This is a genomic window from Thermorhabdus hydrogeniformans (genome assembly GCF_049310025.1).
In the GTDB taxonomy this organism is placed as follows: Bacteria; Bacillota; Thermosediminibacteria; order Thermosediminibacterales; family Tepidanaerobacteraceae; genus JBJYKD01.
Map to the genome: position 1 here is coordinate 13,375 of NZ_JBJYKD010000011.1, position 16,316 is coordinate 29,690.

Consider the following 16,316-nt stretch of genomic DNA (forward strand, 5'->3'; position numbering starts at 1 on the left):
TAAAAAATAGAACCGGCTGTTCCCCAATGTAACCGGTATCATTTAAATTTCTGTTCGGTTAAAATCGCTTTGAACGCGCCGGGTGGCGATTTGAATAAAATAAAAGTGGCAATTCTCGCCGCAGGCATGGATTTTATAAATTTTAAAAATCGATTTCTTAATTTTAGAATTTGGTGTGATTTTTTACGGTGTTTATAGGGTTACAATATTTGAATCCAGGGCCGAATCGTCAGCCATCTTCTGGAGAGGCAGGGCTATCTCTTCAGGCATTCCCTTCCTATAAGGGCGGTCTTCAAATATCCGAATTCTTGGTTCCTTTATCATCCAAGTCCTTTCCGGTGAAATTCGGCCTTGCTTAAATATTCAAAAATATTCAAAAACCGGCACTTTGATTATTCTGTCGGGTTTGGCCTCTTAATAAGAATTTATCGAGCTTTGCCGTCTTCGACAGCCGCCGCTCTCAATCCCCTGCCCTGCCCGGCGGCGCCTTGCGGCCTGGCTGCTGAAAAAGACCCCTGCAGGGTACTGGCAGGAGATTCCATTCATTCAGTCATTGACAAAAATGGATTACAATTGTAATATAAAAATAAACTTACAATTGTAATCTATACGGAGGTGTTGATCATATGAAAACATTTCCGCAGATATCCGAAGCCGAGCTGGAGGTTATGAAGGTCCTGTGGGATTTGAATTGCGCCACCAGTTCGCAGATTGCAGACAGATTGATAAAAGTTAAAAAATGGAAGCCCAAAACCGTGCAGACCCTTATCAACCGGCTGGTCGCCAAGGGGGCCGTAAAAGCGGAAAAAAAATCAGGCAAAGCCTTCTTGTATTCACCCCTTATCGGCGAAAGCGAATTTAAGGCTCATGCCAGCAGTTCTTTTCTGCAAAAAGTATTTGACGGCTCCCTGAGCCTGATGATAGCAAGTTTTATTAAGGAAAAGAAATTGTCAAAACGGGAAATCGAAGACCTTAAAAAAATTCTGGAGGAGGACGTCTGAACATGGAGGAGATTTTTAACACCGTTCTCACAACTTCCTTTCATGCTTCCATTGTGGGGCTTGTAATTGTACTTGTGAAAAGGATATTAAAAAACAAAATCAACCCCGGATGGCATTACTTAATATGGGCTGTGCTCATACTGAAACTCCTCATCCCTTTCGCTCCTCCATCCCCGGCGAGCATTTTTAATGCCGTTTCGGTAGCAACGCAAAATGTGGATTTTGCCGGGCCCTACATAAAAGACCACCGTGAACCTCCGGCCATTACCGGCAAGGGCAAACTGCCTAATAATGCTGCGGTGAATAAAACTATAAATATAAACGCCGGTTTTTTTGAAAAGGCTAAAAGGTTAGCGGCTTATATATGGATAAGCGTCTTTGTTCTTTCGACGGCATTTGTCATTTACACAAATTTTGCATTTCGCGGGAAACTCAAAAAGAGAAAAAAAGCTGCTCCGGAATGGATATATAAGATTTTGGAAAAATGTAAACAAAAGATGGGAGTAAAGAGCGAAATTGAAATTATCGTTCAGGACATAATAAATACTCCTTCCCTTTTTGGAATATTTAAACCCACGCTCATGATTTCTCCTGCAGTTTTAAACCTTAAAAAAGAAAATATGTCGTACATTATCCTGCACGAACTTGCTCACCTGAAGCGAAGGGACATAATGGCAAACTATCTTCTGCTTTTGTTACAGATGATGCACTGGTTCAACCCATTGATATGGTGGTTATTTAAAATAATCCGTCAGGATATGGAAATGGCCGCCGATGAGACGGTGCTGGTTTTGCTGGAAAGCTCGGAAAGAAAAGAATATGGAAGGACGCTCATTTCCGTTCTGGAAAGTTTTAAGGCGCAAAAACCATCCTTAAAGCTTGTGGGCATGGTGGATGATGCGGGAAATATTGAAAGGAGGCTGAAGATGATTAAAATGGCTGATTTATTCAAATATAAGCGCCGTTTATTCGTAATTACAGGCGCGATGTGCTTTGCAATACTCAGTTTCATACTTTTAACAAATCCCATGGCCAAAAATTCCTTACAGATAGGGAGTTATACTCTGGAAATTCCCGATGATTTCAGGGTAAAAACCGACACCCCGGGTTTAATTACTCAAAAAAATACAATCTTTAAATTTACCACCGCCACCAAAATTATATCGTTTAATGAACTTGAATTTGAAAAAAACAATGTCACCGTGGGCGGTGTACAAATAATAAGCTACGAGCCCGGACAAATGCTTTTTTTGCCCAATCACTCCGAGGTAAAAAGCCGGCAAGAAATCAAGGGGTTAATTACAAAAGCCGTTCTGGTAAATCTCGATATGACCCAGCCGGCGGCATCGAAAGATGCGTCCGTAAAAAATGAAAACCATCTGTATTTGATATTTGAAAAAGATGGAATCGCTTACGACATTTACGCCGACTCAAAATACGTCCACCAAACCCAGCTTATAAAAATTGCAAAAAGCTTCAGGCCGAGCGACAATTCGGGAGCCCTCAGGGCCGTGGAACACTTCGGAAGAAATCTGAAGAAGGTGGATAAACTGGCTCCAGAAGAAGTATGCAGAGAGCAGATAAGAGAAAACTACGGTGCGTATGTAGCACCGTCCCTGCTGGCCGAATGGATAAAAGATCCTTCGAAGGCCCCGGGCAGATATGTTTCCAGTCCCTGGCCGGATAGAATCCAAATAAAAGATATAGTAAAAATCAACAGGAATAAATATATGGTGGATGGTGACATTGTGGAAATAACCAGCGTCCCCGATGAGGCATGGAAGACCGGAATAACCCTTACGGTTGAAAGATCCGGAAAAGATTGGTTTATTACCGGTTGGACTACTTCAAAAGGATTTGGGCGGTAAAAACTTGGAACCGGGGAGCTTATTGCCTTACATTTCGATACCTTTGAATCCATAACACAATATTTTTTGGAAGAATTTTCTTAAAAAAACTTTTTCCATAAATATCTCAATTGGTAAAAAATGGGGATTATAGAGGCCGCATTCCTCCACCATGGTATTCTATTAGAGGACGAGATTATATGCGAGACGAAACCATTGAATGGCTCACCCAGGCAGAGTATGATATAGACACTGCACAGGTCTTGTTTGATACTGGCCGTCATCTCCGATAATCTCCCATCGTTTCCAAAATGGCATTCCGGAAAACGCGGGCGAAACTATAATGAGGATACTGCTCTATCAACATTTTAAGCTCATCCGGATAACGTGTAGCCACTGCGGCAGTATTTAACCGAGTTATAAACCTTATTTGAGATTCAGACAACTTCGCTTCTATTACTCCCGCATCACCTTATTTCTGGAGTTCATATGCTTCTGCCACGCGTGGAGCACCAGGGACGCGGCGATGACGCCGTATGCGATGAAAGCCCTGAAATACTCCCCTATCTGGGCATCTCCGAACAGGTTCTTTCCGGCAAAGGGAGAGATGATGAACAGCGTGTGGAACAAGAGCGTGCCTATAACGGCCTCGCCGATGGTGGCTCTGGTGACGGATGCACCACCCACCAGAAGGGCTGCTATTGAAAACATGCCCACCTGCTCGTGGCTGAAATAGGTGTTCAGGGTTCCGATATTCTGCAGGAAAATAATCTGCCCCCATGCGGCCAGGACCGTCGAGATGGAAATGGCGATAATCCTGGTCCTGTCCACATTTATTCCCGCAACCCCGGCCACATGCATATCCTGGCCCAGCGCCCTGAAATCCTGACCAAGCTTTGTTTTTATTATAAACTTTGTAAACGCACACAGTCCGGCCACAACCAGCAGTGTCGCCACGGGTACGTTAATCCCAAGGATTTCTGGTTTTATCAAATTGTCCAGGGAGTACTGAATCAGCTTGAGGTCTATGGCGTTTTTCAGGCCGACGCCGCCCTTCAAGACTATTTCAGGATTTTTTACGGGTATGACGGTCCCTATAAATGTGAGAAAAACCAGCTGGTAGAGGCCGTTGGCAAAATAGCCGAGTATGAGGCTTGTGATCATCTCCCTGCCCTTTGTTTTGTTCAGTATGCTGCCCGTGGCACGGCCGAAAAGCAGCGCAAAAGGCGTGGAAAACACAACGGCCAGCACAAGACCCTCAAATCCCCCGATGTCCAGAAACTTTACGGTTATTAATCCTATTTGCCCCGCCATGGCGCCTATCACCAGAGCGAAGTTCAATCCCATGCCGGCTATGACGGGAATTATGAGCGACAGCACCAGAAACAGGTTTCTGCTCAATCTCACCACCAGTTCATTTATTATGTAATTTGCTTTCAGGCCCGAGGCGTATATTCCGCCCAGACATATGACCAGAAAGAGCAGCGGCACCGCATTGTTTGTGATGGCGCCCGTAAAGTCAAACCTTTGTTTTTGCGTTTTACCGCTTATGCCGGTCTGTATGCTCATGAATCGCTCCCTCCCGCCTTCGTCAGTGCGTACAAAATAACTCCGTTGCTCACAATAAGCCTTATGACTTCGGAGAGGTTGCCCTCGGGCATCATCTTGTTTATCACCGGCAGCGAAATAGTCAAAAGAGTCTGGAACAGCACGGTGCCTGTTACCACATTGGAGATGCTGGCTTTTTTGGCAGTGGCGCCGCCGATGAGTATGGCGGATATGGCCACAAAGGGCATCATCAGCGGACCGGTGTAGAGCTGAAAGAAGCCGAAGCTCTGGGCGTATACCAGAATTCCTATGCCGCCTGTGATCATTGACAGCATAGTGCCGATTATTCTCTGTCTGTCCACATTGATGCCGTTGGCCGCCGCAAATCTCGGATTGTCACCGGCCGCCATCATCGCAACTCCGGTCTTCGATTTTAGAAACAGCCCCATCAGCAGGCATCCGAGGGCAAAAAACAGCAGGGTTCCCGTGGGCACCGGTTCCCCCAGAAGCTTAAAGGAAAGGAAGCCGTCCAGGACCTTGTGAAATTTCCCCGCCAGCGCGATGGTAGTCCTCAAGCCGCGCCCCCCTATGGCCCATATCATATCCGGATTTTTGAAAGGCAGCAGCAGCCACCCTATGCACATCAGGGAAACGATGGAAAATCCCATATAGGTTCCCACCGTCATTTCATCGCCCTTGACTCTGTTTAAAAGAAGGCCGTAAGCGTACCCGGCAACGGCGGAAACCGGTATGGAAATTAAAACCGCCGCTATGAAAGCCGTCATACCGGTCAGCTTCAATTCGATGCTGATGCAGCCAGCCAGCAAACCGCACAATATCCCTATGGACAGCCCGAAGTTCAATCCCGTCCCTGATACGATACCTGGCACCATGGCCAGCACCAGTATGCCGTTCATACCCACCCTTACCAGCGAGTCTTTAAGGAGTCCGGGCACATTCTGTTTTTGTACGACCGCCAGGGCGCACAGCAAAGTCAGAAACATCGTAATCAATATTTTCGGGTAGTCGTACCTGTCCGTAATTTTCTTCCACAATTCCTTCACGCTACACAACCTCCTTCTAGCGAGAAGCGCATTCGCCGGCCATCATCAAACCGAAATCCACATCCGGACTCGTCGGGGCCAGGATGCCCTGCAGCGTTCCGTTATAGATGACGGCAATCCTGTCGCAGATGGACCTCAATTCCCCAAGTTCACTGGAGGTCATCACAATTGTCATGCCCAGTTCTTTATTCAATTTGACCAGGAGGTCAAGCACAAGCCTCTTGGCACCTATGTCGATGCCCCTGGTGGGTTCCGACACAAACAATATTTTTGGCTCAAGGGTAAGGGCCCTGGCTAAGCAAACCTTCTGCTGGTTGCCCCCGCTCAGCGTCCTTGCTGGCTGGGCGGGCCCGGTACACCTTATGTCCAGGTCCTTTATCATCTTGAGAGCATGGTCTCGTATGGCCCTTTCATCCATCATCTTTAATCTTTTTATGCCGGCCAGAGGTTTTATAAATTTGTTCTGGACCTGCATGCCTGTCATGACGATGTTCAGCTCTATGGACGTGTCAAGCAGCAATCCCACGCCCCTTCTGTCCTCGGAAACAAAAGCCAGACCTCTTTCAATGGCCCTTCTGGGGTTGTTGAGTTCCAGCCTGTTGCCATTTATCAAGACTTCACCGGCGGCCGGGTATAATCCCATAATCCCGTTGGCTATGCCCAGTTTGCCCTGGCCCGCCAGACCGCCTATTCCCAGTATCTCCCCCTTTTTTATCTCCAGATTCAGGCCTTTTACAGCCTCGCCGGGCATATCCACGTACAGATTTTTCATGGACATAATCACTTCTTCCGCAGCATTTTTATTTTTCGCCTCATACTGAATTCTTTCTATCTTTCTCCCAACCATCAGCTGAGCGATTTTCTCCAGGGTCGCCTCGCCTCTGATCATCCGGTCCACCTGCTCGCCGTCCCTCAATACCGTAATTCTGTCTGCAACGGTAAGCACTTCGTCCAGCCGGTGGGTGATAAACAGTATACCGATACCCCTGGAAGCCAGCCTCCGCATGGCATCCAGGAGCCTGCCGGCTTCACTTTCCGTTAAAACCGCGGTGGGCTCGTCAAATACCAGTAGCTTTATGTTCTGCTTGTCGATTTCCCTGGCTATTTCCACAAACTGCATATAACCCACGGGCAACCCGGCTACGGGGAGCCGGTCGTCCACATTCATGCCCAATTCATTCAGCGCTCTTTGCGCGTCTGTCCTCATGGCGTCTATGTCCAGAAATTTCAGGGCCGGCCCGAATATTCTGCTTATGATGTTGTTCCTGGTTATTTCTCTGTTGAGTTTAATATTCTCCGTTATGTTAAAACCCGGAAGCAGCATGAATTCCTGGTGCACCATGCCTATACCCAGGTCCATGGCGTCTTTCGGAGATTTTATATCCACGGTTTTTCCGTCAAATATAATTTCTCCGCCGAATCCTCCCGTACTGTTTATGACGGGCATTCCAAATATGATGTTCATTAATGTGGTTTTGCCCGCTCCGTTTTCCCCCACCAGTGCGTGGATTTCTCCGGCTCTCACCGTCATGCTGACGCCTTTTAAAACTCTATTGCCAAAGAACTCCTTCTCAATATTCCTCATTTCAAGGATGTTCTTTGCCTCCATCGGCCATCCTCCTTGCCGCAAGTTGAGTCCGCCGCGTGCCACGTACAAAGGGTTGCCGCGTCGCGGCAACCCTTCAGCACCCCTATACGGCAGTTAGAATGTTATGAAGTCGCTAAGTATCATATAGAAGTTGTCATACTTAACATCGTTTCCGTCTTTATCCTTGCCCGTGTAGGTATTAAATGTTATTTTATATCCGCCGGCAATTTCCGACAATATTTTTTTCAATGCATCAGCATCGTTTTTGCTTGTAATCTTGCCTTCGCACCACTGCTTTGCGTATTCGACGCCGGCCTCGACTTCCATCATTGCCAGCGGTACCGGCCATGTGGAGAACCTCCCGGTGCCGCCCTTTTCGGCTATCTCGGCTTTAATCTGCTCAATCAGGTAATCTACATCCCCTTCGTGGCCCTTAACATCAATGCCAAGTGCTCCGGGATACCCGTGGTACGGGCTCGGACAGCACTGCTGGGCGAAAATGGCGCCCGTTTCAAGACACGCTTTGATAAGCGGCTCCTGCATGGCACAGTTGGTGCTGAAAAAGTTGGTATCCTTTCCGTATTCCTGGACCTTCCTCGGGACATCTTCCAGTATGAACTGCTGTGCTCCGGGCACTCCGGCGTCCCCCGTCGGATCCGGCGCCGTGGCGTCGACGAATTTTATGCCAAGCTTTTCACATTCGGACTTGAATATTTCCCTTCTCTGGGCAAGCAGCGGGTACGACATGTGTCTCGGGAATGAATAATGCACAAAGGTAGTAGCCCCCATTTTCCTGGCCTGGGCCGGGATGGTATACCCCATCGCCAGCTCGTCGCCCTGCATAACAATATCGGCTTTTTTGGCGATCATGTCCGGGTCTTCGCCCGGAGTGCCGGCTATAAGCAGCACGTCGGGCCGCGCTTCCCTGACCTTTTCAAAGGCCGCGCATGCTCCGGGTATGGCCTGGACCATGACCAGCGCTTTTACATCGGGATCCGAAACCAGCGACAGAGCATTGGCGATAACCGTTTCCTGTTCTTTTGTAAAGTTGTCGGGATACGTCTGCGTAACAACTATATCGGGATACTTCTTTGCCATTTTTTCAGCAGCCCTGAATTCCTCTTCATTTTGAGAAACGGTGCTGGTGTAAACGGCGATTTTAAATTTCTTTCCATCCGACCGTCCGGCCGACCCATCATCCGTGCCCGGCGATGGCCTGCCGCAGGATGCAAGCCCGAAAACCATTAAAACCATCAGAAAAGCCAGTACTTTTTTCATTATTCGTTTCCTCCCTTCAGTAATTTGATTCCAGATCATCCGGGAAATGCCGGTCCCCCGGACTAATCCGCATGTAATTATCAGCGCCTTTATACAGAGACTCCGTAGTAAGAATTCAACTGATATATAAGTTGTCAATATTGTTTGTATATATTATATGTTTTATTTTTTATTATATGTGTTTGAAATAATGTTGTATTTATATATAAATATATTTTTTGAAAAATTTAAGGAAGAGATAAGGCTTATACCCAGGATATTATGCAGCAGAATGCCTGCTTTCAAATGAAGATTATATTCGGACGGGGTCCCGGCACTCTTGATATGCTTTATGCCGTGATGCGACGGTCTAAAATCATCATCGAGCAAAACCATCGCCGCTTTTACGCTGTTAAGCAAGAAGCGCGGGGGCCGGGCTGCCCCGGACGGTAGGCATCTGAGCCCGGCTATGTTTATTTCCTCCACAGCGGCATTTTGACTATGCGGTGATTGCCGGAGTCGGCCACCCAAAGGAAGCCTTCATCATCGACGGCCAGGTCCCTGGGGAAATAAAATCCGCTTTGTCCGGTGCCAAACCCTCCGATGGATTTCACAAAATTGCCGTCCATATCAAAAACTTCAATCCTGTGGGCCAGGGTGTCTGAAACGTATATGAGTCCCCTTTCCCCGTCCACGGCTATTCCATCGGGTCCCCGGGTATCCCCTTCGCCGTTTTCGACGGCGAATTTGCCGTCGCCTTCCCCGGGCCCGCCGAATTCCAAAAGTTTTTTGCCCCCGGCGGAAAAAACGGCCACCCTTGCCTCTTCCGGCAGGACCACATAGATTTTCCCCTTTTTATCCGCGGCGATGGCCCCCGGGGCCTTTACTTCGAAGCCCCCCGAGTATCTGCCGCCGGGGGATATTTTCTGAATGCGATCGTTGTAGGTGTCGCTTACATAAAGATAGCCGTCGGGGCCGGCCGCCATGCCGGCTGGGCCGGAAATGATCCCGTACATATTCAGCACACCGAAATCGCCGGGGTTTTCTCCACGCCCCCCGAAACTGGTCAGAAAAACAGCCTTTCTATCATAAACCGATATAATATCAAGGTCCAGCAGGTATATCTTATCCTTCAGAAAAACCGCATCCCTCGGACCGAAAAAGCCGCCGGAGCCGTAACCGGGAAGGAGCTCGCTTTCAAACCTTCCCGTTTTGTCAAAGACCACCACCCTGTTGTTCAGGTTGTCGAAGGAATAGGGGTCCCCTCCTACGGCCAGAACCCGGTCTTCGAAGACTTCCAGATTGTGAGGATATATGAATTCCCCGCTGTGCCCACCTTTGATCGCGTACACCTCGCTGTCGCCGGAAAATACTTTCACCTGGTGACGGTCGCCAAACGCCACCAGAATGGCACCGCCGTAGCCTCCGGCCACGCTCAAAAATCCGGTGCTTTCGGATGAATAGTCTTCAAAATCCGCCACCTTCACCGCCTTGCCCCCCGCGGTAAGTTTTTTAAGGGCCGGCGACGAGGTTATGACATATATTTCCCCCCTGTCGTTTACGGCCACGTCCTGGGGGCTCTCTTCTCCCATGGGGAATGCCTTTACAAAATTACCCTCGGAGTCGAACTCCTGAACGCGGTTGTTCAGGGTATCCGCCACGTAAATATGGCCCCTGCCGTCCGCCGCAATGCCGCTGGGACCAACGTAAAACTCCGACCCGGCCGCCCCGAATTCTCCCTCCGCCTCACCGCTTTTGCCGAAGTGGGAAACTTTTCCGCCTGGAGAAAATCTGTAGACCCTGTCAAAGCTCAGTACCAGCAGGTTTCCTTCGGGGTCCACGGCCAGGCTCCGGGGGTGAAAATCCTCGACGGGCTGGATTTTTTGCAGCAGTTTACCTTGGCCGTATTTAAAAACGGCCTTCAGTCCCAGGTCAGCCACGTAGACATGGCCGTCACCGTCCACCGCCACATCCACCGGCTGCGCCTCCGGAGACTCCTGGGGGGCGAATTTAAACCGGAAATTGCCCTGCCGGTCGAAGACCTTTACAAGCCCTCCTGTGGAATACAGGTCCAGCACATATGTATTCCCCTCGCTGTCCTGGCTTGCCGCCGCCGGAAACCCAAGATTTTCGTCTTTTATGCCGTATATGGCCCCCTCGAAAAGCGAACCGCCGTCGCCGGGCAGGCCGCCGGCATCGCCCCGCTGCCCGTCATCCCCGGGGGTCTGGCTCCGGGCGGGAGGCGGGTTCGCGGACCCCCCGTTCTCCTCGGCGGACCTTTTCCCGCACCCCGCCGGGAGTAAAAACAGAGAAAGCACCAGTAAAGTTATAAGTGCCGCTTTATATTTTTTCAATGGTCTGAACCCGGTTTTATGATGATTTATCGTAGAAAAGCAAACCGGGTTTCCCCTCCTTTCTCTTCCCCCATCATCATTTTTTATATGCCCCGTCGATTTATTATACCATAATATAGACGGCGATGAATTTAAAAAAGTTCCATAAAAAATAAAAAAAGCGGAAATTTTTCCGCTTGAATAGAAGACGTTTTTAACTTCTGTCGTCCCTGTATATCCCCATCAGAGCCAGCAGGCGCAGAAGCTGCATAACCGCCATGACGGTGGCCGCCACATAGGTGAGGGCCGCGGCGCCAAGGACCCTGCGAATGGGTTCCGACTCGCCGGTTCCTATAAACCCGTGGCCTTCCAGCACCGCCACCGCCCTGTTGCTGGCATTGTACTCCACCGGCAGGGTTATGAACTGGAATAGAACCGCCGCTGAAAAGAACAGGATCCCCAGACTCATCAGGCTCTCCGCCCTTAAAAGCAGACCGATGAAAAACAGGGGGAAAGCCAGCTGGGAGCCGAAGCCCGCCACGGGCACTATGGAATTCCTGATGGCCAGCGGGGCGTAACCCTGCTGGTGCTGTATGGCGTGCCCGCACTCATGGGCGGCCACGCCCTGGGCCGCCAGGGACCTGCCGTTATACACATCGGGGGAAAGTTTCAGCACCCTGCGCCTGGGGTCGTAAAAATCCGAAAGCCTCCCGCCGGTCATCTCCACGGAAACATCGTATATGCCGTTTAAGCGCAATATCTCCCGGGCCACTTCGGCGCCGGTCATGCCGTTTTTCGCCGGAACCTGCAGGTACCTCTCAAAAGTGGAACTCACCCTGGCCTGGGCGTATATGGCCAGCAGCAGCGCCGGAAGCAGTATAATCATCGTCGGGTCCCAGTATAGAGGAAACATTAAATCACCCTCCTTCAGGATATACCCTCTACAGGTATCTATATCTCTATAATATATCCTATGCGCCATTCCGTCAAGACTCCCTGGCGTCCACTTCTTCGGCCGGAAACTCCTCAATCTCCCCGTTTTCCACCAGCTTAACTTTAACCGTTGACTTCTGCTTTGAAGCGCCCACAACGACACCGTCGCCTTTGGGAGTCACCACCGCCGTCCCCGTTTCGGGGAGCCCGGCGTCGCAGGCCTCGTAACAGTCGCACTCGAATTTGAGGCAGCACATGAGCCGCCCGCAAAGGCCGGAAATCTTGGCGGGATTCAGGGAAAGGTTCTGCTGCTTTGCCATTTTTATAGAAACGGGGTCAAAATCCCCCAGAAAGGTGTTACAGCACACCACCCTTCCGCAGGGCCCGATGCCCCCCAGGCACTTGGCTTCATCCCTTACGCCGATCTGTCGCAGCTCTATGCGGGTTCTAAACACCGACGCCAGGTCTTTGACTAGTTCCCTGAAATCCACGCGGCCGTCGGCGGTAAAGTAGAAAATGAGCTTGCTGTTGTCAAAGGTATACTCCACGTCCACCAGCTTCATGTCGAGGCCGTGTTTTTCTATCTTTTTCAGGGCTATTTCCTCCGCTTCTTTTGCTTTTCTCCTGTTTTCCTCGACCCTTGCTTCGTCTTCGGGCGTGGCCTTGCGCATCACGTCCTTTAGGGGTGCTATGATATCCTCTTCCTTCACATCCTTGGGCCCTATAACCACCTCGCCGTACTCCACGCCCCGGCTGGTCTCCACGATGACCTTGTCACCGACGGAAAGCTCCAAAGCTCCCGGATTGAAATAATATACCTTCCCCGCTTTTTTGAATCTGACGCCCACAACAGTTACCATGTCACATCACCTCCTGGAGCCCTGTGAGCAAGTTGTACCAAATGAGGTTCTGGTTCCCCCTGGATTTTGCGGCTTTTAATTGCAAATGAATCAAATCAAGGGACTTGACCGCCGATTTTATCGAAAGCAAATCCGAACAAACAGATACGATATCTGAAAGGTCGCCGTTTATTACGGGCGCCCTGCTCTTAGTTTTTACCGCCAGTATATCTCTATACAGCGTGGAGAGAAATTCCAGCAGTTCCTCGGTTTTTTCCCCGATTCCGGTAAGCTCGCGTACAGCCGCGCCCGGGTCAAATTCCTTTTTTTCGGCCAGGGAAAGCACCAGTTTTCCCATCTTTTGCCTGGTCTCAAATGATAACAAAGGCCCCCGCCCGGCGGAGAAATCGTACACCTGGCAGCGGGAAATCACCGTGGGAAGAAGCTGCTTCAGGCTTTCAGAAAGGAGCAGCAGTATGCTGGCCGTGGCCGGTTCCTCAAGGCTTTTGAGCAGGCTGTTCTGGGCTTCGGGTGTCATCTTGTGGGCTTCGTGCAGCACATATACCTTCTTTTTCCCCTCCACGGGCCTTTCGGAAAGGCTTAGAATTATGCGGCGCACCTGGTCTATCTTGATGGACGAGCCCTCCGGGTAAATTTCAAAGATGTCCGGGTGGGTGCCGGCCTCTATTTTCCTGCAGTTTTTGCAGATGCCGCAGGGCGCAATGGCAACATTTTCACAATTTACCGTTCTGGCAAGCAGCACCGCTTTCCGCGATGTCTCTTCGTCCGCGCCCAGAAATATATATGCGTGGGATGCAAACCCCGCCTTTAAAGATTTTATCAGCGTGTCCAATATATCACCTCAAGTGTACAGGTCCAGCAAGAGACCGCGGATATCCTCTATAAGGGCCAGTATTTTCAGCGCATCACGATTTAGGTTTATCAGCTCCTGCGCCAGAGCCACCAGCTTTTCATCCACAACTTTGATTATGGATAAAACCCTGGTCTTGCCGTAACGGGAAGAAAATTTCTCCTCCCTGTAGCGCAGCCCCCCGGACAGGCACATCCTCAAGAAATCCGCCACCATTTCCCTGTATTTTTTGAGCTCCGCCAGGGTCATATTCCGGCAGAGCCGGCGCCCCTGCTCCGCAATGGCTTCCAGTTCCTGATCCAGCCGCAACTTCATATGGGTCTCGGAAAAATCCCGCAATTGCTCCTCAAAAGACGACCTGCCGGCAGCCTTTGTAACTATATCCCGGGGCAGGGAAAATTCCGGCATAAGATTTACCCTCATATCTTCTCAAACCTTTCCACATTCATGACGAAAACCGTGGCACCGCCCACGGACACCTCTATGGGATAGGGCACATAGGTGTCGCCGTGGCCGCCGGGAAAAGGCGTCACCACCTGTTTCCTCGGGCGGCATATTTTTTCGATGATTCCCATAAGCTCATCCAGCCGTTCCTCATCGACGCCGATCATCAGCGTGGTATTGCCGCTCTTTAAAAATCCACCGGTACTGGAAAGTTTTGTAACCCCGAATTTTTTCTCGGTGAGATATTCTATCAGCCGGCCCGCATCGTTATCCTGAACCACCGCCAGAACCAGTTTCATGGCCATCGCCCCTTTCCAAATAAATTCTCTCAATTTCCCGCAATATGTCGGAAAATACCAGCTCCCTGCTTTTTGAGGCGTCCACCAGTTTTGTTCGTTCAGGGAACATCCTGTGCACGTTCAGAAAACCCTCTCTCACCTTTTTATGAAAACTCATGCTTTCCATCTCCAGCCGGTCCCTGCGGCCTTTGAGTCTTGTCAGCGAAACCTCGGGGTCTATATCCAGGATGACCGTGAGGTCCGGGAAGAAATCTTCCATAAACCACCGGTTTATCTCCAGTACACGCCTTATCCCCAGACCCCGGGCCCATCCCTGATATGCCAGGCTGGAATCCAAAAACCGGTCGCATATGACTATGTTTCCTTCCGATAATGCGGGAGCGATTACCCTCTTCACCAGCTGGGCCCTGGAAGCCGCGTATATGAGCGCTTCCGCTTCGGGTACCGGGCTTTCCCCGCCGGTGGAAAGCAGAACCTCCCTCAATTTTTCCCCCAGGGCCGTCCCGCCGGGTTCCCGGGTTATAACCGTCTTTTTGCCTTTTTGTTTGAAATAATCGGCAATTTTCTGCACCTGGGTGGTTTTTCCGGCCCCGTCGGGCCCTTCAATGGTTATGAACTTCCCTCTCATAGAAATACGCCCTCACTCCTTCACAACCCATACCCCTTCCGGCCCTGCGCCCTGGACGCAGCCACCCCCGGCCCGAAGGTTATTTATCAATTCAATGTGAACCTGTTCCATAACCTCTCCCGGCATGAGAAGGGGGACCCCCGGCGGATACGGCACCAGGGCTTCCTTCAGGACCCGCCCCCGGGAGTGTTCAAGGGGCACCTGTTCCCCCCCGGCCAGGAAGGCTTCTCTGGGGTCGGCGGCTCTGGGGGGGAGGGTCTCCGGCATTGCAGGAAATTCTGTTATTCTCTTCTTCCGCTTGAACGAAGACAGTGCCTTCACCAGCTTTATCACATCCCGCCGGTTGTTGGAAAAAGTTACAAGAAAGTACACGTTGCAACTGTCCGAATACTCGGAGTAGATGTTGAATTTTTCCCTCAGGGCCCGGTCTACCTCAAAACCGGTGAAACCTGCACAGGATACGTTTACCATCAAACGCGAAAGGTCTATGTCGAATATTCCGTTCCTGCCTCTGACCTCCGGTCCCACGCAGTAAAAGGGGGTGTGCAGGTTTATAAGCTTCCGGGCTCGTTCCGCCAGTGCCAGCGCCTTCTCCGTCAGGTATTTCCCGTGCCGTTCCATCAGGGCCCTGGTGTAATCCAGAGAGGCCATGAGGACATATGACGGGCTGGTGCTGGTTACAAGACTAATGTAAGATTTTAGCCTTTCCGCATCAAGACCCTTTCCCCTGATGTGAAGCCAGGCAGTTTGGGTGAGAGAGCAGAGCATCTTGTGGGGGCTTTGAACCCAGGCGTCAACCCGGAAATCCCCGGCCGAGGGCGGTAGCAGCGGGCTGAAGGCAAAATGGGGGCCGTGGGCCTCGTCCACCAGGACTTTCAAACCCAAGTCTCCGGCCGCTGCGGTTATCCTGCCGATGTCAGGGCAAAATCCCTGGTAGCTTGGATTTGTTATGACAACTGCTTTAGCCCCCGGGTTTTGTTTTATGGATTTTTCAAGGTTTTCAGCCTCAATCCCCGCGTATACACCCAGCTCCCTGTCCCAGCGCGGCATCGCGTAAACGGGACTTGCGCCGGTGATTACCAGGGCCGAAATCACCGATTTATGGCACGCCCTGGACAATATCACCTTGTCTCCCGGCCCCAGCGCCGCACCCATCATGGCTATAACCCCGGAGGTGGCGCCGTTTACCAGAAAAAAGGATCTGTCGGCATTATAGAGCCGTGCCAGAAGTTCCTGAGACCTTTTTATGGCGCCCCGGGGGTCGTGGAGGTTGTCAAGGCCCGGTATCTCCGTCACGTCCCACCGGAAAAGATTCTTTTGAAAGCATTTTCTAAATTTTCGTCCCGGACCCCTGCCGCCCTTGTGGCCTGGCATATGAAACCGGACGGAGTCCTTTACGGCGTAGCATCTGAGGGCACCCACCAGCGGTGCGTTGTATCTCCAGCATCCCATATTTCTCCACCATGCGTGTTGTACGAAAGAATGAACATGCGGCTTAAAAATTATTTACATTCATTATACCATGTATGTTCTTAACTGTATAGTGAACCATGCCGCCGACAAATTGTCGGTTTCGCGTCCCGATTGAACCTCCATAGAGGTTGAATTAACTTTGACAGGGCATAAAGGCTGAAGAATCATACGGGGTTTAAAAAAATAAAAAG

Annotated in this window: 15 protein-coding genes; 2 read left to right on the forward strand and 13 right to left on the reverse strand. The window is 50.4% G+C overall.

The window, feature by feature from the left end:
• Positions 1 to 192: 192 nt before the first annotated feature.
• Complete coding sequence (locus ACKX14_RS07410) at positions 193 to 324, reverse strand: hypothetical protein (protein WP_422446198.1); 132 nt, start codon at positions 322 to 324, stop codon at positions 193 to 195.
• A 302-nt stretch (positions 325 to 626) separates the two neighbouring features.
• On the opposite strand from ACKX14_RS07410, the gene ACKX14_RS07415 reads away from it, so the two are divergent.
• The gene (locus ACKX14_RS07415) at positions 627 to 1,001 is read left to right on the forward strand and encodes a BlaI/MecI/CopY family transcriptional regulator (RefSeq protein WP_422446200.1); all 375 of its coding nucleotides are present in this window, start codon (positions 627 to 629) and stop codon (positions 999 to 1,001) included.
• Positions 1,002 to 1,003: 2 nt separating this feature from the next.
• Complete coding sequence (locus ACKX14_RS07420) at positions 1,004 to 2,869, forward strand: M56 family metallopeptidase (protein ID WP_422446202.1); 1,866 nt, start codon at positions 1,004 to 1,006, stop codon at positions 2,867 to 2,869.
• Between the two features lie 435 nt (positions 2,870 to 3,304).
• Here ACKX14_RS07420 and ACKX14_RS07425 read toward each other — a convergent pair whose 3' ends face one another.
• From ACKX14_RS07425 to ACKX14_RS07480, 12 genes are all read right to left on the reverse strand, one after another.
• Positions 3,305 to 4,417, reverse strand: a complete 1,113-nt coding sequence (locus tag ACKX14_RS07425; RefSeq protein WP_422446204.1) for an ABC transporter permease subunit — start codon at positions 4,415 to 4,417, stop codon at positions 3,305 to 3,307.
• The gene (locus ACKX14_RS07430; RefSeq protein WP_422446206.1) at positions 4,414 to 5,460 is read right to left on the reverse strand and encodes an ABC transporter permease subunit; all 1,047 of its coding nucleotides are present in this window, start codon (positions 5,458 to 5,460) and stop codon (positions 4,414 to 4,416) included. The genes ACKX14_RS07425 and ACKX14_RS07430 overlap by 4 nt, the downstream gene beginning before the upstream one ends.
• 16 nt (positions 5,461 to 5,476) lie before the next feature.
• Positions 5,477 to 7,069 (reverse strand): sugar ABC transporter ATP-binding protein, encoded by a 1,593-nt coding sequence (locus ACKX14_RS07435; RefSeq protein WP_422446208.1) that lies wholly within the window; start codon positions 7,067 to 7,069, stop codon positions 5,477 to 5,479.
• Positions 7,070 to 7,162: 93 nt separating this feature from the next.
• Positions 7,163 to 8,326 (reverse strand): DUF3798 domain-containing protein, encoded by a 1,164-nt coding sequence (locus ACKX14_RS07440; RefSeq protein ID WP_422446210.1) that lies wholly within the window; start codon positions 8,324 to 8,326, stop codon positions 7,163 to 7,165.
• A gap of 452 nt (positions 8,327 to 8,778) precedes the next feature.
• Positions 8,779 to 10,659 (reverse strand): NHL repeat-containing protein, encoded by a 1,881-nt coding sequence (locus ACKX14_RS07445; RefSeq protein WP_422446212.1) that lies wholly within the window; start codon positions 10,657 to 10,659, stop codon positions 8,779 to 8,781.
• A 193-nt stretch (positions 10,660 to 10,852) separates the two neighbouring features.
• On the reverse strand, positions 10,853 to 11,551 hold the full coding sequence (locus ACKX14_RS07450; RefSeq protein ID WP_422446214.1) for a zinc metallopeptidase: 699 nt from the start codon (positions 11,549 to 11,551) through the stop codon (positions 10,853 to 10,855).
• Positions 11,552 to 11,624: 73 nt separating this feature from the next.
• Positions 11,625 to 12,431 carry a PSP1 domain-containing protein gene (locus ACKX14_RS07455; RefSeq protein WP_422446216.1) on the reverse strand — a complete coding sequence of 269 codons (807 nt, stop codon included), beginning with the start codon at positions 12,429 to 12,431 and terminating at the stop codon, positions 11,625 to 11,627.
• Position 12,432: 1 nt separating this feature from the next.
• Positions 12,433 to 13,263 carry a DNA polymerase III subunit gene (locus tag ACKX14_RS07460; protein WP_422446218.1) on the reverse strand — a complete coding sequence of 277 codons (831 nt, stop codon included), beginning with the start codon at positions 13,261 to 13,263 and terminating at the stop codon, positions 12,433 to 12,435.
• Positions 13,264 to 13,272: 9 nt separating this feature from the next.
• Positions 13,273 to 13,689, reverse strand: coding sequence for a YaaR family protein (locus ACKX14_RS07465; protein WP_422446220.1), 417 nt, complete (start codon positions 13,687 to 13,689; stop codon positions 13,273 to 13,275).
• A gap of 11 nt (positions 13,690 to 13,700) precedes the next feature.
• On the reverse strand, positions 13,701 to 14,024 hold the full coding sequence (locus ACKX14_RS07470; protein ID WP_422446222.1) for a cyclic-di-AMP receptor: 324 nt from the start codon (positions 14,022 to 14,024) through the stop codon (positions 13,701 to 13,703).
• Complete coding sequence (gene tmk / locus ACKX14_RS07475) at positions 13,993 to 14,652, reverse strand: dTMP kinase (protein WP_422446224.1); 660 nt, start codon at positions 14,650 to 14,652, stop codon at positions 13,993 to 13,995. The genes ACKX14_RS07470 and tmk overlap by 32 nt, the downstream gene beginning before the upstream one ends.
• Before the next feature lie 12 nt (positions 14,653 to 14,664).
• Positions 14,665 to 16,104, reverse strand: coding sequence for an aminotransferase class I/II-fold pyridoxal phosphate-dependent enzyme (locus ACKX14_RS07480; protein WP_422446226.1), 1,440 nt, complete (start codon positions 16,102 to 16,104; stop codon positions 14,665 to 14,667).
• Positions 16,105 to 16,316: the final 212 nt, after the last annotated feature.